Annotated in this window: 19 protein-coding genes; 11 read left to right on the top strand and 8 right to left on the bottom strand. The window is 63.2% G+C overall.

Annotated elements, in window-relative coordinates; all coding sequences use genetic code 11:
• Positions 1-81: 81 nt before the first annotated feature.
• On the top strand, positions 82-621 hold the full coding sequence (locus QMY55_RS01885; RefSeq protein ID WP_283487025.1) for a MarR family winged helix-turn-helix transcriptional regulator: 540 nt from the start codon (positions 82-84) through the stop codon (positions 619-621).
• Between the two features lie 95 nt (positions 622-716).
• A complete protein-coding gene (locus QMY55_RS01880) occupies positions 717-1,139 on the top strand; it encodes a hypothetical protein (RefSeq protein ID WP_283488861.1) in 423 nt (140 codons plus the stop codon).
• Positions 1,140-1,190: 51 nt separating this feature from the next.
• On the opposite strand, the gene QMY55_RS01875 is transcribed toward QMY55_RS01880, so the two are convergent.
• Positions 1,191-1,658, bottom strand: coding sequence for a universal stress protein (locus QMY55_RS01875; RefSeq protein ID WP_283487024.1), 468 nt, complete (start codon positions 1,656-1,658; stop codon positions 1,191-1,193).
• A 122-nt stretch (positions 1,659-1,780) separates the two neighbouring features.
• Between QMY55_RS01875 and tgt the strand changes: the two genes are divergently transcribed.
• Positions 1,781-2,953, top strand: a complete 1,173-nt coding sequence (gene tgt / locus QMY55_RS01870) for a tRNA guanosine(34) transglycosylase Tgt (RefSeq protein WP_283487023.1) — start codon at positions 1,781-1,783, stop codon at positions 2,951-2,953.
• 62 nt (positions 2,954-3,015) lie between these two features.
• Here the strand turns inward: tgt and QMY55_RS01865 are convergent, their stop codons facing one another.
• On the bottom strand, positions 3,016-3,966 hold the full coding sequence (locus QMY55_RS01865) for a LysR family transcriptional regulator (RefSeq protein ID WP_283487022.1): 951 nt from the start codon (positions 3,964-3,966) through the stop codon (positions 3,016-3,018).
• Positions 3,967-4,078: 112 nt separating this feature from the next.
• On the opposite strand from QMY55_RS01865, the gene QMY55_RS01860 reads away from it, so the two are divergent.
• Complete coding sequence (locus QMY55_RS01860; RefSeq protein ID WP_283487021.1) at positions 4,079-5,194, top strand: aryl-sulfate sulfotransferase; 1,116 nt, start codon at positions 4,079-4,081, stop codon at positions 5,192-5,194.
• 23 nt (positions 5,195-5,217) lie between these two features.
• On the top strand, positions 5,218-6,222 hold the full coding sequence (locus tag QMY55_RS01855; RefSeq protein ID WP_283487020.1) for a Bug family tripartite tricarboxylate transporter substrate binding protein: 1,005 nt from the start codon (positions 5,218-5,220) through the stop codon (positions 6,220-6,222).
• Between the two features lie 28 nt (positions 6,223-6,250).
• Here the strand turns inward: QMY55_RS01855 and QMY55_RS01850 are convergent, their stop codons facing one another.
• The 3 genes from QMY55_RS01850 to QMY55_RS01840 form a co-directional block, all read right to left on the bottom strand.
• Complete coding sequence (locus QMY55_RS01850; protein WP_283487019.1) at positions 6,251-7,360, bottom strand: zinc ribbon domain-containing protein; 1,110 nt, start codon at positions 7,358-7,360, stop codon at positions 6,251-6,253.
• Positions 7,361-7,431: 71 nt separating this feature from the next.
• Entirely contained in the window at positions 7,432-8,256 is an 825-nt protein-coding gene (locus QMY55_RS01845; RefSeq protein WP_407650678.1) for a DUF2145 domain-containing protein, read from the bottom strand.
• Between the two features lie 38 nt (positions 8,257-8,294).
• On the bottom strand, positions 8,295-8,759 hold the full coding sequence (locus tag QMY55_RS01840) for a hypothetical protein (RefSeq protein ID WP_283487018.1): 465 nt from the start codon (positions 8,757-8,759) through the stop codon (positions 8,295-8,297).
• A 216-nt stretch (positions 8,760-8,975) separates the two neighbouring features.
• On the opposite strand from QMY55_RS01840, the gene QMY55_RS01835 reads away from it, so the two are divergent.
• A complete protein-coding gene (locus tag QMY55_RS01835) occupies positions 8,976-9,713 on the top strand; it encodes a DUF3047 domain-containing protein (RefSeq protein ID WP_283487017.1) in 738 nt (245 codons plus the stop codon).
• 8 nt (positions 9,714-9,721) lie between these two features.
• Here QMY55_RS01835 and QMY55_RS01830 read toward each other — a convergent pair whose 3' ends face one another.
• On the bottom strand, positions 9,722-11,689 hold the full coding sequence (locus tag QMY55_RS01830; RefSeq protein ID WP_283487016.1) for an MFS transporter: 1,968 nt from the start codon (positions 11,687-11,689) through the stop codon (positions 9,722-9,724).
• A 105-nt stretch (positions 11,690-11,794) separates the two neighbouring features.
• Positions 11,795-12,595: a hypothetical protein gene (locus tag QMY55_RS01825; RefSeq protein ID WP_283487015.1), complete on the bottom strand. Its 801-nt coding sequence runs from the start codon at positions 12,593-12,595 to the stop codon at positions 11,795-11,797.
• Between the two features lie 112 nt (positions 12,596-12,707).
• Here QMY55_RS01825 and QMY55_RS01820 point away from each other — a divergent pair, with 112 nt between their 5' ends.
• From QMY55_RS01820 to QMY55_RS01800, 5 genes are all read left to right on the top strand, one after another.
• Complete coding sequence (locus QMY55_RS01820; protein WP_283487014.1) at positions 12,708-13,439, top strand: helix-turn-helix domain-containing protein; 732 nt, start codon at positions 12,708-12,710, stop codon at positions 13,437-13,439.
• A 205-nt stretch (positions 13,440-13,644) separates the two neighbouring features.
• Positions 13,645-14,049 (top strand): YXWGXW repeat-containing protein, encoded by a 405-nt coding sequence (locus QMY55_RS01815; RefSeq protein ID WP_283487013.1) that lies wholly within the window; start codon positions 13,645-13,647, stop codon positions 14,047-14,049.
• Between the two features lie 186 nt (positions 14,050-14,235).
• The gene (locus QMY55_RS01810) at positions 14,236-15,246 is read left to right on the top strand and encodes a Bug family tripartite tricarboxylate transporter substrate binding protein (RefSeq protein WP_283487012.1); all 1,011 of its coding nucleotides are present in this window, start codon (positions 14,236-14,238) and stop codon (positions 15,244-15,246) included.
• A 198-nt stretch (positions 15,247-15,444) separates the two neighbouring features.
• Positions 15,445-16,908 carry a SidA/IucD/PvdA family monooxygenase gene (locus QMY55_RS01805; RefSeq protein WP_283487011.1) on the top strand — a complete coding sequence of 488 codons (1,464 nt, stop codon included), beginning with the start codon at positions 15,445-15,447 and terminating at the stop codon, positions 16,906-16,908.
• A gap of 15 nt (positions 16,909-16,923) precedes the next feature.
• The gene (locus QMY55_RS01800; protein WP_283487010.1) at positions 16,924-18,075 is read left to right on the top strand and encodes a CMD domain-containing protein; all 1,152 of its coding nucleotides are present in this window, start codon (positions 16,924-16,926) and stop codon (positions 18,073-18,075) included.
• 251 nt (positions 18,076-18,326) lie between these two features.
• On the opposite strand, the gene QMY55_RS01795 is transcribed toward QMY55_RS01800, so the two are convergent.
• Positions 18,327-19,598, bottom strand: a complete 1,272-nt coding sequence (locus QMY55_RS01795) for an FIST signal transduction protein (RefSeq protein WP_283487009.1) — start codon at positions 19,596-19,598, stop codon at positions 18,327-18,329.
• Positions 19,599-19,612 lie beyond the last annotated feature (14 nt).

Below are 19,612 nucleotides of genomic sequence, written 5' to 3'. Positions count from 1 at the left end.
TCGTTGAAAATTACTTTATATCTAAATTATTAATGCATGAATTTTTCACTAAAATCGGGCCTAACCCTGAAGCAAAAACACATGGGTGGGTGCACCCTTCATGCCATGGACAAATTCCATTCAGACGTTTCCGCTGCACAGCCAGAAGCCCTGGGAAGGGAGGCTGGTCTGTCTCATGACGAGCATCAGGCTGTACGCCTGTGGCTGCGCCTGCTGACCTGCAGCACGCAGATCGAACAGGTGATCCGCACCCAGCTGCGCAATGAATTCGGCACCACCTTGCCGCGCTTCGACTATCTGGCGCAGCTCAGCCGCTTTCCCAAAGGGTTGCGCATGAAAACGCTGTCCGAATATCTGATGGTGACGGGCGGCAATGTGACGGGACTGACCGATCAGCTGGAGGCCGAGGGCTGGGTGGAGCGCGTGGCCGACGAGGAAGACCGCCGCTCCATGATCGTGCGGCTGACTCGCGCAGGCAAAAAGCAGTTCAAGGCCATGGCTGTCGCCCATGAGCGTTGGCTCGAACAATTGCTGGGCCCACTGGGCCAGGACAACGCCCAGGATCTGTACGAGCAGTTGGGCAAGCTGCGACTGGTGCTCAGCCCCGCAGAAGACGCCTGAGCCTGAAAACCACCATTTGCCCATCATTTCGTGGAGAATGCCCAGCACGCAGTCCTGCGTGGCACACGCTTTGAAGGGCATGGTTCATGGATTTACTGCATCTGCGATATCAGCTCAGATCGGGGCACTACTACCTGTACGACCTGCGTGATGCGCCCAATGCCATCACCGGAGAGCGGCCCTATCGCCTCAAGAGCGAGCTCATAGCCATTGCCTTCGACCGCGTCACGGGCCGTATTTACCAGCATGGCCATCCCACGCGTATCAACGCCTGGGCCATGGGAACGCAGCGGCGCCTGCGCATGGCGGGCGACTGGGATGAAGCAGACCGGCTGGTCGTGGTCTCCGGTCCGCTGCCCGAGGAAGAACTCAACAAATGCCTGCGCGTGCAGGGTTACTGCCGCTGGCTGCTGATGCGGCTGGCCCATATTCCGCACGGCAAGATGAATGCACGCAAGCCGGGCGGCCACAGCAGCTGGCAGCACCGCGAATCTGCCCAGCAACGCCGGGCAGCATAGTCATCAAAAACACATTTAGCGCAATGCCTGATTGCGCCAGCAGCTATCGTTTCAGGATTCCTCTTCCTCGCTATCTGTAGCCTCGACGACTTCGGGCAGTTTCACAATCGTCACCGGCAGGCGGCTGTGTCTGGCCACCTCCCGGGATACCGAGCCGATGAGAATGCTGCCCAGACCGCCCTGGCCCGTGGCACCGATGATGATCTGGTCGCACTCTGTGCTCTGCGCAATATCGATCAAGGTATTGCCTGGCTCACCCAGGCTGATCTCCACCTCGTAAGGCGCGCCTGCAGCCTTGAGCAATTCCTGCGCCGGGGCGATCAGGTCCATGCCTGCTTCTATGCTGGCGTTGGCAATCAGATCCGAATCGGTGGTCGCCAGCTCCAGCAGCGACGCTTCTTTCTGCACATGAGCGATGACAAAGTGAGCATCCAGCCCTTGCTGCATGAGCTTGATGCCATGGCGCACCCCCTCCAGAGCAGCTTCGGAACCATCCACCGCAATCATGATTTTGACCATCAGGCTCTCCTTGTTGTCCAACCTCTGCAGTGTAGGCTCAGGCGGCAAAAACTGGGAGGCGCCATAGGTCAAGATCAGGCCATTGGAGCAATGCCTTCGGTCATCTGGGAAAATACCGGACTATGCTGCAGTTTGACCTTCTCAAGACCGACCCGTCCAGCCACGCGCGCCGTGGTACCTTGACCCTGAACCACGGCAAGGTTCAGACCCCCATCTTCATGCCCGTGGGCACCTATGGCACCGTCAAGGGCGTGATGCCGCGCAGCCTCGAGGAAATGGGCGCCCAGATCATCCTGGGCAATACCTTCCACCTGTGGATGCGCCCGGGCCTGGACATCATGAAGAGCTTCGGCGGACTGCATGAATTCGAGAAATGGGACAAGCCCATCCTGACCGACTCGGGCGGCTTCCAGGTCTGGTCGCTGGGCGCCATGCGCAAGATTACCGAGGAAGGCGTGCATTTCCAGAGCCCCGTGAACGGTGACAAGCTGTTCATGTCGCCCGAGGTCAGCATGCAGATCCAGACGATCCTGAACTCGGACATCGTCATGCAGCTCGACGAATGCACGCCCTACGAGACCAACGGCAAGAAGACCACCGAGGCCGAGGCGCGCAAGAGCATGGAAATGAGCCGCCGCTGGGCCAAGCGCTCCAAGGACGAGTTTCAGCGCCTGGAGAACCCCAATGCACTCTTCGGCATCGTCCAGGGCGGCATGTTCAAGAACTTGCGCGAGGAATCGCTTGAGGCTCTGGTCGAGATGGACTTCCCTGGCTACGCCGTGGGCGGCGTTTCCGTGGGCGAGCCCAAGGACGAGATGCTGGACATCATGGCCCACACGCCCCATCTGCTGCCGGCCAACAAGCCGCGCTACCTGATGGGTGTGGGCACTCCGGAGGACCTGGTGCAGGGCGTGGCCGACGGCGTGGACATGTTCGACTGCGTGATGCCCACACGCAATGCGCGCAACGGCACCATCTTCACGCGCTACGGCGACCTCAAGATCCGCAACGCGCGCCACAAGGTGGACCACCAGCCCATAGACACCACCTGCACCTGCCACGCATGCGCGGGCAAAAGCGGTGTGAGCTGGGACGATGGCGGCCGCGACGGTTTCAGCCGCGCCTACCTGCACCACCTGGACCGCTGCGGCGAGATGCTGGGCCCCATGCTGACCACCATCCACAACCTGCATTACTACCTGAACCTGATGCAGGAAATCCGCGACGCGCTGGATGCCGGCACCTTCACCGAATTCCGCGCCCGCTTCAAGGCAGACCGGGCTCGCGGCGTCTGAGGCAGCGGCCTGCAAGGGCCGCTCGCCCTGCCCTGGGGCTACGCCCCGGGAGTCGCTGATGGTCAGACAGCCAGATCGCCCAGCGACCACGACACCCCGGTTTCAAAGCGTGCCTTCAGCTCGTCTGCCGCGTGCTCCAGTTCCGTCAGAAACATCTCCATGGCTGCAGCCATGGCGTAGCCCGTGCGCTGGTAGGCGCAGCTGTGCAGCTGCGCTCCAGTGTCATGCAGCATGCGCCAGATCAGGCGCCCGGCCGCCACGTCCTCGGCCACGTTGTCCGGCACCATGAAGCCCAGCGCCGCGCTGCGCGCCACCAGCCGCCGGGCCATGGGCACGGAGCTGGTTTCCACCAGCGGCCGCGTCTGCCCCAGCGCACCGCCGTCCAGGCGCTCCAGCATGCTGCGCAGCTCCATATCGGGCGCCATCAGGATCAGTGGATAGGCCAGGCAGTCACGCAGGCGCAGCAGACGTGGCCGCGTGCGCAGCGGATGGTCCGGCGCCATCACCACGCCCAGCGGCTGAGACCAGGAGCGCATTTCCTCCACGCCCGCGGGAGGCGTGCGCCGCAGGCAGTAGGCCACGTCGATCTCGCCCTGCGCCACGCCGCGCAGCAGCTCTTCTCCGATGCCGGCACGCACGCTGAAGGTGATGTCCGGATAGCGGCCGTGCATGGCCGCGATCACCTGGGGCACGAGGTATTCGGCCGTGGCATGCGAGACGCCTACGCTCACATGGCCGCGGCGCAGGGCCTGCAAATCCTCTACCTGGGCCAGCGCATTATCGAAGTCGCGCTGGCTGCGCCGCACGGCCGCCAGCACGATCTCACCCGCCGCCGTCAGCTGCATGCCCCTGGGCAGCCGGTCGAACAACGGCAGGCCCACTTGCGCCTCCAGATTCAGAATCTGCTGGTTGACCGCGGCCGCCGTCAGATACAGCGTTGCGGAGGCCTTACGCACCGAGCCACGGCGCGCCACCTCGTCAAAACATCGAAAGGCCTGTGAAATTGCTGGCATGGCCAAGTGTAAATTTTTTTCTGACGCCCAATCAAAAACAAACAGCTATTCCTGACGCTATCGAACTTCTAGAGTGGCGCCTGTTACCGCTTCCTGTCTCAGAAAGAACTGCATGACCACCACCGTCGACCAAGTCACCCAGCGCCGCCGCGGCACGGGTCTCATCGCCCACGATCCCGCCCTCAGTGCCGGCGGCTATACGCTGATCGCTCCCCAGACCGCCAACGGCCATGTCTACCTGATAGACATCGAAGGCCGCGTGGCCCACGAATGGAAGCTGCCCGTGCGCGCAGGCCGCCACGCCGTGATCCTGCCCAATGGCAACCTGGGCTACAACGGAAATCATCCGAACTCTCCCGATCTCTATGCGCCCTGGTCCATGTGGCATGGCGGCGACTTCTACGAGGTCACGCCCGAAGGCGAGGTTGTCTGGAGCTACCAGGACCCGGCCCATCACCACGACGCGCAATGGCTGCCCAACGGCCATCTGCTGTACGCGGCCTGCGCGCCCGTGCCGCCGGGCTTTGCCGAGCGCGTGCCCGGGGGCACGGCCCACGGCCCCGATGAAGTGATGTATGCGGACGTGATCCGCGAGGTGGACCGCTCGGGCCGCCTGGTCTGGGAATGGAAGGCCTGGGAACACCTCGATCCCGAGGACTTTCCCATCCATTCGGGCTTCGGCCGCTACCACTGGCCGCTGGTCAACGGCCTGGCCGTGGCGGGCGACGGCAGCGTGCTCATGAGCCTGCGCACCACCTCGGGCATCATCGGCGTGGACAAGGCCAGCGGCGCCGTGACGCTGCACATTCCGCCCTCGGTGGTCTCGCACCAGCATGCGCCGGTCCCCCTTCCCAACGGCCACATCCTGACCTTCGACAACGGCAACTTCCGCGAAGGCGCGCACGTGGCCTTCTCGCGGGTGCTGGAGATAGACCCGGCCACCCACGAGGTGACATGGAGCTACCAGGACGAGATGGTCAACGCCTTCTACACCGCCTTCATGGGCAACGCGCAGCGACTGTGGAACGGCAACACCCACATCACCGAATCGGCCACCGGCCGCCTGTTCGAAGTCACGCCGCAAGGCGAGGTCGTCTGGGAATTCATCCTGCCCTGGTTCGGCGAGTACCCCGATGCCACCGCCCGCCGCACGGGCCCCGGACGCCTGAACACCGTGTTCCAGACCTGGCGCTACCACGCCGACCAGTTGCCCTGGCTGGCCCGTTGAAACACCGCAGAGCAGGAGCCATCATGCCGATACGACGCAGACAATTCGCCGCCTGGGCGCTGGGCGCGCCACTGCTGCCGCAGCTGCCGCTGACCGCTCGGGCCTCCGGCCCGACCGCGCCATCCTGGCCGGCCCAGCCCCTGACGGTGGTTGTACCCTTCGCGCCCGGCGGCAGCGTGGACGTGGCCGCCAGGCTCGTCCTGCCGCGCCTGGCCGAACGGTTGCACCAGCCCGTGATCATCGAGAACATCGTTGGTGCCTCTGGCACGATTGCCACGCAGCGTGTCATCAAGGCCAAGGCCGACGGCTACACGCTGCTGTTCGGCGTGGCCAGCTCGGTGCTGATAGCACCGCTGGTGTCGCCAACCAGGTTCCGCTATGACGGCCTGCGGGAACTGCAGCCCGTGGCGCCCGTGGCCTCCTCGGTCTTTGCCCTGGTCGCACGTCCCGGCCTTTCGGCCGGCAGCGCGGACGATCTGCTGCAGCTGGCACGCCAGCACCCGGGGCGGCTGACCTTCGGCACCGACGGTGTCGGCACCAGCCTGCACCTGACCGGCGAGCTGATCCAGCAACTGGCCGGCATCGAACTGGTGCATGTGCCCTACAAGTCCGGCCCGCAGGTGCTGACCGAGCTGGCGGGCGGGCAGATCGATCTGGCCGTGCTGCCCGTGGCCCTGGCCCAGCCCTTCATTCTGGAAGGCAAGGTCAGGGGCCTGGGCGTGACCTCGCGCCAGCGCGTGGCCACCCTGCCGCAGACGCCCAGCCTGTCGGAGACGCCGCAGTTGCAGGCACTGGAGGTCGAAGCCTGGCAAGGGCTGCTGGTGCCGGCCCACACGGATGCCCGCATCGTCGACCGTCTGGCCCGGGAAACGGCAGCCGTGCTGGCCGAGACGGACACGGCCAGAAAGCTGACGGAAGCCGGCTTCAAGCCCATGCGCATGACCCAGCCGCAGTTCGCGGCCTATCTGGAACAGGAGAAGAAGGTGCTGGAGAGCACCATCCGCAAGGCGCGCATACGCACGGACTGAGCCGCAGGCCCAGGCTGCGGCCCGTGAATTAACTGGCCTGGCCGGGCGGCTCGACCAGGCCTGCCGAGACCTTGGCTGCGCTGGCGGAAGGCACCGGCACCACCTTGCTCGCCGGCGTGCCGCAGGCATGGCAAAAACGCGAGAAGGCACTCTTGCGCGTTTGGCAATGGCCGCAGTGGTCGAACAGGCCGATGCCGCAGTGCGGGCAGAAGTCGATCTCGGTGTTCTTGAGGTCCACGGGACGCTCGCAACCCGGGCATACGCTCTTGGACAGCCGCTCCAGCGCCACGTCATAGCTCAGCTCCTCACGGCGCTGCACCTCGGGCATGGCCTCGCGCTGCTTTTGCTTTTCCAGGTAGCGATTGAGCGCAATGATGGCGTATCGGCCCAGCAGCACCGTGACCACGATGCCCACGATATAGCGGACATAGCCGCCGTAGTCGGGCAGATAGGGAACCAGCTCCACAAAGAAGGCAAACAGCGCGAAGAAGATGAAGCCCCAAACAAAAGGCCACCATGTGCTCTTGCGCTTCTTGGCGAACAGCCAGCCTGCCACCACCAGCAAAGGCAAGGTGATCGCCAGGCGATAGAGGAAAACGCGCAGCTCGCTGGCACGCATGGCCGATTGCCACTGCGGGTAGGCCGCGTCTCGCAACTGGCTCATCTCGACTTCGGCGTTCGAGACGGCCTGCGAGGCTTCCAGATTGGTCTGCTCCTGCTTTTCCAGCTCCTCGCGGGCCTTGTTTTCGGACTGCTTGATAGCGTCAAGTGCCTTGGTGCGGGCCAGCAGTTCTGCATCCTGCTCGGGTCGTTCGGTCGCGCGGCGTGTGGACACCCAGTTCTCGAACGTGTCGCGCGCGGACTGATAGCGGGCTCTTTCGGCATCGTATTTGAGCTGTGCCTTGTCACGCTCCCGGCCCGTCTGATGGGCCAGGGCCTGCGCCTTGTTGATCGCAGCCTGCACGCGCTGTGCATCGGCATCGGGGATGAAATGTTCCACCTCCAGCGCCGTATTGGGTTGCGGCAGATTGCCGACAACCAGGCTGCCCAGTCCTATCAGAAAAAAAGCAAAGGCCGCGGCCACCAGCCACAGGCCGCGGCGGAACCATTTTTCCGGCAATCGCAGGGATTTACTCATATTCAATCGCTCCTCAATTCATAGCTGACAGCGTATGACCTCAATACACCAGAGACAGATTTTCTTGAAATTCAGCGGACTTCCCGTACCTCGGATGCCAGTTGCGCTCGCTGCAGCCAACGGGTCACGGAATCCACGGTCACCGTCTCGATGCGGCTGGCATAGCGCTTATCATTGGGATGGTCGTCAAACGCAATATTGGCCGCAGTCATGCGACCGCCCAGCCTGGAGAACGCGCGGATGATCAGCACACCGGGCTCATAGCCCTGGCTTTGCAGCCAGCTCTGGGCCTGCGCCCGGTTCTGGATGTTGGCGGGGCTCATGGCCGCAGCCAATGTCTCGGTCGCCCACTGGTTGGACTGCTGATACTTCTGCCCCCAGGCATAGCTGACCATGCTGTAGGGCTCGTTTTGCAGACGCAGCACCGTGGGCTGGGTCAGAAAACTCCACAGCGCCTTCTGTACGGCTGGCGTGGGAACCTGAATGCCGGCCGTATAGCTCCACATATCGTCGAGGAAAAATTCACCCAGGCCCTGACGATAGACATGGCCACCTGCCGTGCCGCATTCGTTGAGCTTGTGCGCCACACGCCATATTCCCTCCGGGGTACGGTAGGCCCAGCCGTAATGGGAATATTTGAGCTCGTACTTGCTCAGATCCTGCCCTTCCCGTGCCAGCAGCACGACCTGGGTGCCGTTCTTCTTGTATTCGGCATCCAGTGCCCTGGCGGTGTTCAACGCCAGATTCAGGCCCTTGCTCATGGTCTCGGCCGTCAAGGGCTTGTTTTCACAGCTTCGGCCCGCCTGGGCCAAGCCGGTCCAGGCCATCAGGGTGACCCCCAGCACCAGCAAAGCGGTACTGGACAAAGTCTGGCGACGGTTCTGTGCGGGCAGCATGGCATGCACGGCCGTATGTTTCATGGTGACCTCCGTGTTTACAGACGCTCGTTGTGCATCAGTGCCTTGCCGATTTCATTGGGGATGAAGGCCAGCACCTTGCCTGCAGCGGAAAGAATCACGCCGGCGCCGATCACACTGGTCTGCACCACCGTGCCCACGCCCACTGAGAGTGCGCCTGCCGCCTGGCCAGAAACCTTGACCACGGCAGAAGTGCCATCTGCCACATTCTTGAGCACATAGCTCACGCCTTCGGCGCTGGACTCCACCGCCTCGACCACCACAGAGGCGCCAGCAGCAGACAGGAAAAGGGGAATAGCCACGACATGCTCCGATCCTCCACCGGAGGCTGCAGCGACCACCGATGCCACGGGCAGAGCCGACAGCACCAGAGAAGCCTCGCTTTGCGCATAAGCACTACCGCCGCACAGCAAGGCGCAGGCCATGCCAAGCGCACACAGGCCGTTGCGCAAAGGGCGGATCAGGGTCGAGGTTGAAATCACTGAAAGCTCCCGGTTGTTGTTGAAATCTGTCACCGCCTTGTAGCGGCGACAGATGAATCATCGATGCGCCAACAGCAAAGCACATGGTGTTTTGTCAAAATCAGCGCGTCGCAGCGCTCGCAGTATCTTGCATTGATACTTTGAGGCGGACTGACGCCCGGGCAACATCTTGCCTCGATCCATGGCCCACCACTATCAATCATCATGAGCCCCATCATGCGGACCTTTACCCGCGGCCCTGCGCTGGCTGTCGCCGCAGCCCTGGGCCTCTGCGCAGGCAGCGGCTGGGCCCAGGACGATATTGCCCTGACATTCTCGAAGATGAGCACCGGCCCCCTGCCCGCGCCCTGGCACTTTGCCACCCTGCCCGGCAAAAACGCCACCGAATTCACGGTGGCGGAGCTCGACGGCCAGCATGTGCTGCGCGTCGCCACCCAGGATGCCTACGGCAATATGGTTTATGCCCTGCACCAGGCGCCTTCGGCCAGCCCGCAGCTGCAGTGGCGCTGGCGTGTCGACCACCTAGTGGAAAAGGCCGACATCAGCCGCAAGGCAGGCGATGACTCCGCGCTCAAGCTCTGCGTGTCCTTCGACTTTGACAAATCACAGCTGAGCCTGGGCGAGCGCACCAGGCTGCGCCTGGGCAGGATCAGCACGGGAGAGAATATTCCGGCTGAGACGCTTTGCTATGTCTGGGACAACAAACAGGCCGTGGGCAGCACCCAGCACAATGCCTTTACCCATCGCATGCGCTACATCGTGCTGCAAAGCGGCGAGCAGCACCTGGGCCAGTGGGTGGCGGAGCAGCGCAATCTGGCAGCCGACTACGCCCAGGTCTTCGGCGATGAATCCAGCGCCATGCCCATGCTGATCGGCATCACCATCTCCGCCGACTCGGACAACACCCACGGCAGCGGTCTGGCCTATATGGGTGACATCCATCTGCACCCCTGAGGCTCCTCTCAACCCTTGTGCAGCAGATCCGCCACGCGCTGCTGCAGCAAACCTGGCGTGACCTCGAAAGCCGACACCGGCGTGCCCACCTCCAGGCCCACGCGGTTGAACAGGCCGCGACGCAGCGGCTTGACCATGGCCACATTCTTGCCTGCGCGCACCTCGATGCGGCTGAAGTAGGAGCCCCATAGATTGGTCAGCGCCATGGGGATGACCGGCACATTCAGGCCATCGTCCCTGGCTCGTTCGAGAATCTTCATGATGCCGCCCTTGAAGGGTTGCAACTGGCCGTCAAAGGTGATTCCACCTTCTGGGAAGATGGCCAGCAGATCGCCCTCGCGCAGCACCTCTGCCGCACGCGCGAACGCGGCTTCATAGGTTGCAGGATCCTCCTTGTGCGGAGCGATCGGAATTGCCTTGGCCAGTTTGAACAGCCAGCCCAGCACCGGAGCCTGGAAGATGCGGTGGTCCATCACAAAGTGGATGGGCCTGGGGCTGGCCGCCATGAGCAGGATGGCATCGACAAAACTCACGTGGTTGCAGACCAGCACCGCAGCACCCTGGCTGGGGATGTTTTCGTAGCCACGCACCTTGAAACGATAGACAAAGTGGGTGATGACCCAGGCCACGAAGCGCAGCAGATACTCGGGCACCAACAGGAACACATAAAGCGCCACGATGGCATTGGCAATGCCGGTGATCAGAAACACCTGGGGAATGCTGCAGCCTGCGGCCAGCAGGGCGCCGGCCAGCACGGCGGAGGCGATCATGAACAGCGCGTTCAGGATATTGTTGGCCGCGATGATGCGCGCACGGTGCGTGGGCTGGCTGCGCATCTGGATCAGCGCATACATGGGCACGCTGTAGATACCGGCCGATAGCGCCAGCAGCCCCAGGTCCAGCATCACGCGCCAATGCCTGTGCTCGGCGAAGAAAGTCGCCACGCCCATCAGCTCGGAGGCCGGCAGGGAGCGCGTGGCAAAGAACAGATCCACCGCGAACACGCTCATGCCTATGGCACCCAGCGGCACCAGGCCGATTTCCACCTGACGGCGGCTGAACACCTCGCACAGCAGCGAGCCAATGCCGATACCGACCGAGAAGATCACCAGCAGCAGCGATGCCACATGCTCGTCGCCATGCAGCACCTCCTTGGCAAAGCTGGGAAACTGCGAGAGGAACACCGCGCCGAAGAACCACATCCAGCTGATGCCCAGCAGCGAGCGGAACACCACGGGCTGCTGACGTGCCAGTTGAAGGTTGCGCCAGGTTTCGGTGAACGGATTCCAGTTGATGACCAGGCCCGGGTCGGTTGCCGGCGCATGGGGAATGAATTGCGCACAGATACGGCCGATGATGGCCACCGACACGCAGGCCATGGCTACTTGCATATGACCGACTTCGGGCACGGCAATCAACAAGCCACCGGCGACCTGGCCCAGCAGGATGGCGACAAAGGTTCCCATCTCCACCATGCCGTTGCCGCCAGTGAGTTCGCGGTCATTGAGCACCTGGGGCAGGTAGGCGAACTTGACGGGGCCGAACAGCGTGGAGTGCAGCCCCATGAGAAACACGCACAGCAGCAGCACCGGCACATTGGCCTGGATAAAGCCCCAGGCCGCGATCAGCATGATGACGATTTCCAGGTTCTTCACGAGGCGGAACATGCGCGTCTTGTCCCATTTGTCGGTCAGCTGCCCCGAGGTGGCAGAAAACAGCAGATAGGGCAAGGTGAACAGCGCACCAATCACCAGCCCGGCCATAGAAGGCGGCAGCCACGAGACGCTGAGCTGGTAGGTCACCATCACCGTGAAGGCGAACTTGAACAGATTGTCGTTACCCGCCCCGGCAAACTGCGTCCAGAAGAACGGCGCAAAGCGGCGCTGGCCCAGCAGGGCAAACTGATTGGGATGCGAATCCGGGTGCGAGTGCGGATCTGCAAGGGCTGTCGTCTCACCGGCCGGCGTTGAATTCATGGGTCTCTCCCTGGTGCGCTGCTGGCATTTTGCCTATTTGCTTTGAGTTTTGTGTAGGTTTTATGCCGCAACCGCTTGATACTGCTGCGTAAGCCGCTATGAAAATTACTGTTCTCGCCATTGTCGCAGCGCACGCAGCACCGGCCATGCCGCGGCGGCAGCCACCCCATGCTTGAGACTATGGCCGGAGATCAGGTGGCCGCTGACATCAAAGACATCGCTGTCGGATATCTCCAGCAACTTGGCCAAGGCGTACAGACCGATCACCCAACCCAGCTCCACCGGCAGTGCATGGCGACGCGGCGACACAAAAGCCAGCCACAACACCATCAGCATGCCGCCTGCCTGCACCAGCACCCAGGGCAGGACATTGCTGGTCTGCGCCCAGACCCATATGCTGGCCGGGGCCGCCAGCAGCATCACCATCGTCGCCAGGCGGGCGCTGATATCGTCGATGCGGGTCTGCACCGCCAACCCCAGCAAACCGGCAAAAGCCACGCTCATGCCCAGACGATCCCAGACCAGGCTGGCATTCTGCGGCGCCCAGTGATAGACGGCCGAGCCCGCAGCCGAGCACAGCAGTCCTGCAAAAAACAAGGCGCACAACGCTCTGGCCGTACCACGCAGTCGGCAAAGATCGGCACGCCACAGCGCCACAAAACCGGCAAGCCCCGCCAGTACAAAACCCAGATTGCTCAGCACATCGGCCGCATGCGGCAGAGCGCCCCAAGCGCGCCGGTCGGCAAACGCGTGATAGTGCTCGGGCTGCGCCATGCCGGGCAACACCAGCGCCAGAGTGAACAAAAAAGCCATGCCGCCGAACAGTGCAAAGCGCTGCTCCAGCGTTCCGGAGGTCTCGGGTACCGTCATTTCCACAGTGGTAACGGGCGTGGTGTACAGGCGCATGGCGCGGCTCCTTGTGTGATTGCCGCGCAGTATGGGAATCAGCCCATGCTGCAGCATCGATCTTCTACACTTGCGCTACACCGCTGCACCGTCAGTACTACAGACCGATACCATGAGCACGACCGCCGACCTTGTCACCGCCATCAAAAAGGAACTCAAAGCCGCCCAGATGACCTACGCCGACCTGGCCGAGGCCATAGACATGGCCGAATCCAGCGTCAAGCGCATGCTGGCCAAGGGCGATATGCCGCTGTCGCGCATCGACGAGATCTGCCGTGCCCTGCATCTGGACTTTGCCGATCTGGCGCGCAGCGTGGCCGACAGCCGCCCTCTGCTGCAGCAGATCACACGCGAGCAGGAAGTTGCCGTGGTCGCCGACCGCAAGCTGCTGCTGACGGCCATCTGCGTGCTCAGCCAGTGGACGCTGGAGCAGATCGTTGCCACCTATCGCATCAGCGAACCCGAGGGCATCGGCTATCTGGCCCAGCTGGACCGCATCGGCATCATCGAGCTGCGCCCCGGTAACCGCTACAAGCTGCGCCTGGCCAAGACCTTCCGCTGGCAGACCAACGGTCCGGTCATGGATTTCTTTCGCGAAAACGCCGTGCTCGACTACTTCGGCGGCCAGTTCGCCGGAGAGGACGAGACCATGCTGCTGGTTCATGGATCCATCGCCCCCCATCTGGCGCCCAGCTTTGTGGAGCGCATACAGCGCATAGGCCAGGACTTCTCTCAGCAGCATCTGCAGGACCAGCGCCTGGGATCCAGCAAGATCGAGGGCTACACCCTGGTGCTGGGCATGCGCAAATGGGAGCTGCCGGCTTTTGCCGCGCTGCGCCGCTGAGCAGCCACTACCAAATATGTAGCTATATGCGCTTTACCTGCATAGCCTGAAAGCCATTTATATACATACTTCACCGAACAGACACACAAGATTGCAAGACTTCGCACAGCGGCAACCGCGGGTTGACGCAAGCCACCGAACATAGAGCCCAAGGGATGCCCGAGACCACATAGGCAACCCATCCACTCGAATCAAGGAGGCTCTCATGCTGACAATCCGCTCCACAGTCCAAGCCGCTCTGGCGGCCAGTGCACTGGCTCTGATTGGCTTTGCCGCTCCCGCCCAGGCCCACGGGATGTACGGCCCAGGTGTCAGCCAGGGTGCTTTTGTGAATGTCCAGTTCGGCGCCCCGCCACCTCCCCGCTATGAGGTCGTGCCTGCACCACGCCGCGGCTATATCTGGGCCCCCGGTTACTGGGAGCCACGCGGCCACCGCCATGTCTGGCGTGCCGGCCACTGGGTACAAGCCCGCCCCGGCTATGTGTATCGCCCACCCACCTGGAGCCAGCATGGCGGCCGCTGGGATTACCGCGGTAGCCGCTGGGACCGTGATGGCGATGGCGTGCCCAACCGCTATGACCGCAGCCCCAACAATCCGTACCGTCGCTGATCGCTCCCTCCGCTGGTCCCCTGCCAGTCATCACTTTCCAGCGGATTTCGGCCCACACTTTGCATAGAGTGTGGGCTGTTTTTGTTTTAACCCTACAGCCTTTATGCTGCATAAGCATATAGAAGCAAGGCATTAATTTACGGACACAATTACCCGAATTCACGGTTTATCTGGACAAGTCCCACCATGCGTTTGCTGCCCCGTTTTCTCTCTGGTCTTGCTGCTACAGCGGCGGCCGCCGCCCTGCTTCCCATTGCCAGTCAGGCGGCCGACCACGGCGCGGCCAGCTACCCCCACCAGCCCATCACCATGATCATGGGCTTCAATGCCGGCTCGGGTGTGGATGTGATCGGCCGCGTGGCGCAGGAGCCTCTGGGCAAGATTCTGGGTCAGCCCATCATCATCGACTACAAGAGCGGCGCCGCCGGCAATATCGGCAGCGAGTTCGTGGCGCGCGCCAAGCCCGACGGCTACACCATCTACTTCGGCACCGCCGCCACCCATGGCAGCAATGCCGCGCTCTACAAGAAACTGCCGTTCGACGTGGAGGCCGACTTTGTGCCCGTGGCACCGCTGGTGGACGTGGCCAATGTGCTGACCATCAATCCCAATGTGATCAACGTCAAGAACCTCAAAGAGTTCGTCGACGAGGTCAAGGCCCATCCCGGCAAGTACAACTACGCCTCCACCGGCAATGGCGCCGGCACCCATATGGCGTTTGCCGAGTTCAACTCGCGCCTGGGCCTGGACATGGTGCACGTGCCCTACAAGGGTGGCCCCGAAGCCATCACCTCGGTGCTGCGCGGCGAGACCTGCTGCATCATGAACCAGGTGCAGACCGTGCTGAGCCACTACAAGGCCGGCAAGGTGCGTCTGCTGGGCGTGACCACGGCCAAGCCCGTGGAAGCCGTCAAGGAAGTGCCCACTATTGCCGCCAGCGGCCTGCCAGGAACCAAGGGCTTCAACAGCTCCATCTGGTTCGGTATCTTTGCCCCCAAGGGCACCGATCCCGCCATCGTCAAAAAGCTCAATCACGCGGTCAACGAAGTGCTGGGCCAGCCCGAGGTGCGCGAACGCTTTGTCTCCCAGGGCAATACCATCCGCGAAGAGACACCCGAGCAGTTCAAGAAAACCGTCCATGACGATCGCATCAAATGGGCCAAGGTGGTCAAGGATGCCAAAATAAGTATTGACTAACACCCCCTGAGCGGCCCTGCCGCTTCCCCCTCTCTCTACGCGCTGCGCGCTAAGGGAGAGGAACGACACCGTCGGTGCGGGGCGGCCCTTCCTCGGTGTCTCTCACTTGGTCCTGCTTCGAGTTCAAGCAGTGTTAAGTTATCGGTGTTTGTTTGATGCGTCTGCGGCTCAAGCCTCAGGCGCTTTTGGGTTTTAGCTATGTCAATTTCTACTTCTACGACAGCCGCTGCATCTGGGCTGGCAACGCTGGAAGAACGCCTGCGCGACGATCTGCTCACGCTGGGATGGCCCGCCAAGGCCTGGATTCCGCCCTCCACCCGCCACGATCTGCCCGTGCATGACGTGATCGTCATCGGTGCCGGTCAGGCTGGTTTGGCCCTGCATGTGGCGCTGGGTCAGGTCGGCATCAAGCCCGTGCTGCTGGACAAAGCGCCGCTGGACTTCGAAGGCCCCTGGGCCACCACGGCGCGCATGGAAACCCTGCGCTCGCCCAAGGAGCTGACCGGCCCGGCCATGGGCATCCCCTCGCTGTCCTTTCGCGCCTGGTTCATCGCCCAGTTCGGCATAGCCGCCTGGACGGAGCTGGACAAGATTCCCCGTCTGCAGTGGATGGACTATCTACGCTGGTACCGCCGTGTCACCGGCGCCGATGTGCGCAACGGCCATGAAGTCGTCGCCGTGCGCCCGCAGGCCGATGGCGTGGTGGAAATCGATGTCAAGGCCAACGGCGTCACCGCCACCTGGCAGACCCGCCGCCTGGTGCTGGCCACGGGCCGCGACGGTCTGGGCGGCGCCACGATTCCCGCCTTCATGCAGGCTGTGGACAAGAAATTCTGGGCCCATTCCTCGGACGAAATGGACTACGCCACGCTGGCCGGCAAGCATGTGGGCGTGGTCGGCGCCGGCGCCTCGGCCATGGACAGCGCCGCGACGGCGCTCGAAAACGGCGCGGCCAGCGTCGATATGCTGATTCGCCGCAAGCAACTGCCGCAGATCAACAAATCCAAGGGTTCGGGCGTACCCGGCCTGACCCATGGCCAGTACCTGCTGCCCGACGAATGGAAATGGCGCATCCGCCACTACATCAATGCCCAGCAAGTGCCACCGCCGCACGGCAGCACGCTGCGCGTCTCGCGCCACGACAACGCCTTCTTCAACCTGGGCTGCGCCGTGCAGAGCGCAACGGTCGTGGGCGACAAGCTGCATGTGCAGACCACGGCCGGCCGCTTCGTGCTGGACTTTCTGATCATCTCCACGGGTTTTGCCATCGACTGGAGCCTGCGCCCCGAATTCGCCGATATCGCCCCGCATGTGAAGCTGTGGAGCAGCCGCTTCACGCCAGCCGCCGGTGATGAGGATGCGGAGCTGAGCGCATCGCCCGATCTGGGGCCGTTGTTCGAGTTCCAGGGTGATCTGCCCGGCATCGACCATATCCACTGCTTCTGCTACCCCGCTGCGCTCTCGCATGGCACGGTGTCCGGCGACATTCCCGCCATCAGCGACGGCGCGCGCAAGCTGGCCCAGGGCCTGGCTTCGCTGTTCTACTTGGGCGATATCGAGCAACACTTCGCCAAGCTGCAAGCTTATGCCGAGCCCGAGCTGGACGGCACGGAATGGACCGCCGCTGACAGCGCTGCGCGCATCCGCCAGCTGCAACCCTAAATCAAGAGACTTCGCATGACAGACACCATAGACCGACTGGCCGGCCTCGAGCAAGGCAGCCCCACATTCACCACCCGCCACGAGCGCGGAAAGGTTGCCCTGGCCACCCAGGCCTGCGAAGACCTGCTGCTGGGCAATCAGCTGGACAGCGCGCTGACCCAGGCCGAGCGCCTGATACTGGCCGCCGAGCAGGCCCGCGTCAGCGGCGTAAGTGTGCTGGAGGCGGAATACCGCGCCCGGGCCGAAGCACTGGACGCCGGGATCACCGCCGAGCTGCGCAGCATTCTGGACAAGGCCGGCGCCCAGACCGGCAATGCGCGCCTCGATGCCATGCTGCACTTTGTGCGCACCCTGGCGCTCAACCCTGCGGAAAGCGAGCAGCAGGCCTTGCTGGCCATTCCGGCTGCCGGCCTGTCGCTCAACGACACCGTGCTGCTGGCTCAGTTGATCGGCTTTGTGGCCTATCAGGCCCGCTTGCTGGTGGGCGTCAAGGCCATGAGCGATCTGGGCGGCGTGACCGAAGCGCCTGCCGCCCAGCCCGCCGATGCCGTACCCTTTGTCCACCCCGCCAATCTGCCGCCGCCCGGCGAGCCGCTGCGCCGCAACGGCTTTACCAGCGAAACCCTGGGCTGGAAGGCCTGGCTGGAAGTGCTGAACCCCGAAACCGCCACGCCCGAGCAACAGCATGTGCTGGAAGTCAGCCACCCCAAGGCCAAGACCATGGACTTCTACCTGCTGCTGGCCCGCCAGCCCCAGGTGCTGCTGGAGCGGTCCCAGGCCTTCAATGCCATCATGTACGCGCCCGGCGGCCTGTCCCGCGCCGAGCGTGAAGTGGCGGCCACCGCCGTCTCGCGCTCCAATGGCTGCGTGTACTGCGCCTCGGTGCACGCCCAGCGCTTCGAGCAACTGGCCAAGCGCAACGATGTGATGGCCCAGATGTTCGACGACCCCGATACCGCCGGCACTAATGCCCGCGAGCGCGCCATCATCCAGTCTTCGCTGGCCCTGACCCGCGCACCGGGCAGCTTTGGCGTGCAGAACGTGCAGCCGCTGCGCGATGCCGGCCTGTCCGATCTGGAGATTCTGGACATGCTGCACTCGGCCGCCCTGTTTGGCTGGGCCAATCGCTTGATGCTGAATCTGGGGGTGGAGATTTACACCCCCTGAGGCGCTTTGCCCAGGCGGCCCCGCGCCTTCCCCTAGCCGGGCGCCCCCTCTCTCTACGCGCTTCACGCTATGGGAGGGGGACGACAGCCTCGCTGCGCGGCGGCGCTTGCTCGCTGTCACGTTGTTAGGCCGTGCCAGTTTCTGGCATTGATCTCTTTTTGATAGCAGATAGCGCTTTTCGTTCAATAGTTTTAGATAGAAAACTTCCTGAAATCTTTTTATATCAAGCGCAGAAAGCTATCAAATCAGAACTATTTCCCCGTAAACACCGTCAGCACGCCAGCCAGTTGGTGGACTCGGGCATCCATCAGTTGCGCGTCGGCAACCACGCCTATCAATGGCACGGGGCCCAGGGCATGGCGCAGCAGCTTCAGCTCTGCGTCTGCGCCACCAAACATCTCGCTGCCTCGCCCCTTGCTGCTGACGTAAATGGCGCCGCGAATATGCTGAACCGCCTCGGCATGCGCCGCTTCATTGCCGCCCTCATCGCCCCCCGCATCGGCAAAGTCGGGTTGCAGCGCGTCCTTGAGCGCAGCGCCCATCTGCATGAGTTCATGGCGCGCCTCGCTGGTGTCGCGCTGGCAGAAGATGACGGTGTGCTCGGGCTCCACCGGCGACGACAACGCCACGCCCTGGCGCACCGGGTCCAGCCCCACGATATGCAGTACCTGGGCCTCATCGGTCAGCGCACCGCGCTCCAGCCCCCGGCCCAGCGGCGCAATGGCGGCCTGGGTCTTGCGCAGTTGCGACAGGGCAGCCTGCCAGCCGCCCTCGCCGGGACTTGAGCCGGAGCTGGCCTGCACATCCAGCAGCTGCAGCAAACGGGGCAAGGCAGGCTCGCCTTCCAGCTCCAGCAGCACAGGCCCCGTGGCCTGGGTGATCTCCATGCCCACACCCAGCGGCGAGCAGCCCTGCGCCAGCCTGGACATGCAGGCCACATCGCTGTCGAACGCCACGCCGGAAAAGCCCGCGTGAAACACACCCACGACAGCGCCCGTGCGCAGTTGCGCAAGATCCTCGGCGCGGCAGGCGATCTGTGCACCCCGCTCGTCGCTGAGCGCGCCAAACAGATTGCCCGAGCTGGTGCGCTCGGACAGTTCCAGCAGCAGCTCGCCCAGGTCGGGCTGGTCAATACTGGAGTGAACCAGGGCCGAATGGGCTTCAAAGCCCGCCTCCGCGCCGCCCAGCGCCAGCGGCGCCACGCCCGAATAGACGCGGTAGTCTGCCGCGGAAATATCGAGCAGCATCACGGCCAGCGAATAGGAGGCCGAGTACTCATGCTCCATGGCCAGCACCGTGTGGCCCGAGCTGCCCACCCAGTCCGTGACCTGGGGCAAGGAGCGGGCCAGCAGCGCCAGCAGTTCCTGCGCATGCGGCGCCAGGCTCTGGGAAAGATAGATCAGACCCAGCCTGTACTGCGCCTGCGGCTGGCGCAGCATCTGGCCACGCAGCTGAAGCACGACCTGCTCAACCGCATGGCGCCAGTCGTCGTGACTGGCATGACCGACGGGAAACAACGACATAAGCTCTCCTGCCC

The sequence above is a fragment of the Comamonas resistens genome, assembly GCF_030064165.1.
GTDB classification, from domain to species: Bacteria; Pseudomonadota; Gammaproteobacteria; order Burkholderiales; family Burkholderiaceae_C; genus Comamonas; species Comamonas resistens.
Note: the sequence above shows the minus strand (reverse complement) of the source record. Positions and strands in the feature narration are given on the sequence as shown.

Bases quoted from the DNA above. Each gene is read 5' to 3' on its own strand.
- QMY55_RS01805 (WP_283487011.1), top strand. From the start codon at position 15,445: ATGTCAATTTCTACTTCTACGACAGCCGCTGCATCTGGGCTGGCAACG.
- QMY55_RS01865 (WP_283487022.1), bottom strand. From the start codon at position 3,966: ATGCCAGCAATTTCACAGGCCTTTCGATGTTTTGACGAGGTGGCGCGC.
- QMY55_RS01825 (WP_283487015.1), bottom strand. From the start codon at position 12,595: ATGCGCCTGTACACCACGCCCGTTACCACTGTGGAAATGACGGTACCC.
- QMY55_RS01830 (WP_283487016.1), bottom strand. From the start codon at position 11,689: ATGAATTCAACGCCGGCCGGTGAGACGACAGCCCTTGCAGATCCGCAC.
- QMY55_RS01885 (WP_283487025.1), top strand. From the start codon at position 82: ATGGGTGGGTGCACCCTTCATGCCATGGACAAATTCCATTCAGACGTT.
- QMY55_RS01835 (WP_283487017.1), top strand. From the start codon at position 8,976: ATGCGGACCTTTACCCGCGGCCCTGCGCTGGCTGTCGCCGCAGCCCTG.
- QMY55_RS01875 (WP_283487024.1), bottom strand. From the start codon at position 1,658: ATGGTCAAAATCATGATTGCGGTGGATGGTTCCGAAGCTGCTCTGGAG.
- QMY55_RS01855 (WP_283487020.1), top strand. From the start codon at position 5,218: ATGCCGATACGACGCAGACAATTCGCCGCCTGGGCGCTGGGCGCGCCA.
- tgt (WP_283487023.1), top strand. From the start codon at position 1,781: ATGCTGCAGTTTGACCTTCTCAAGACCGACCCGTCCAGCCACGCGCGC.
- QMY55_RS01860 (WP_283487021.1), top strand. From the start codon at position 4,079: ATGACCACCACCGTCGACCAAGTCACCCAGCGCCGCCGCGGCACGGGT.
- QMY55_RS01820 (WP_283487014.1), top strand. From the start codon at position 12,708: ATGAGCACGACCGCCGACCTTGTCACCGCCATCAAAAAGGAACTCAAA.
- QMY55_RS01800 (WP_283487010.1), top strand. From the start codon at position 16,924: ATGACAGACACCATAGACCGACTGGCCGGCCTCGAGCAAGGCAGCCCC.
- QMY55_RS01845 (WP_407650678.1), bottom strand. From the start codon at position 8,256: ATGCTGCCCGCACAGAACCGTCGCCAGACTTTGTCCAGTACCGCTTTG.
- QMY55_RS01810 (WP_283487012.1), top strand. From the start codon at position 14,236: ATGCGTTTGCTGCCCCGTTTTCTCTCTGGTCTTGCTGCTACAGCGGCG.
- QMY55_RS01795 (WP_283487009.1), bottom strand. From the start codon at position 19,598: ATGTCGTTGTTTCCCGTCGGTCATGCCAGTCACGACGACTGGCGCCAT.
- QMY55_RS01850 (WP_283487019.1), bottom strand. From the start codon at position 7,360: ATGAGTAAATCCCTGCGATTGCCGGAAAAATGGTTCCGCCGCGGCCTG.
- QMY55_RS01815 (WP_283487013.1), top strand. From the start codon at position 13,645: ATGCTGACAATCCGCTCCACAGTCCAAGCCGCTCTGGCGGCCAGTGCA.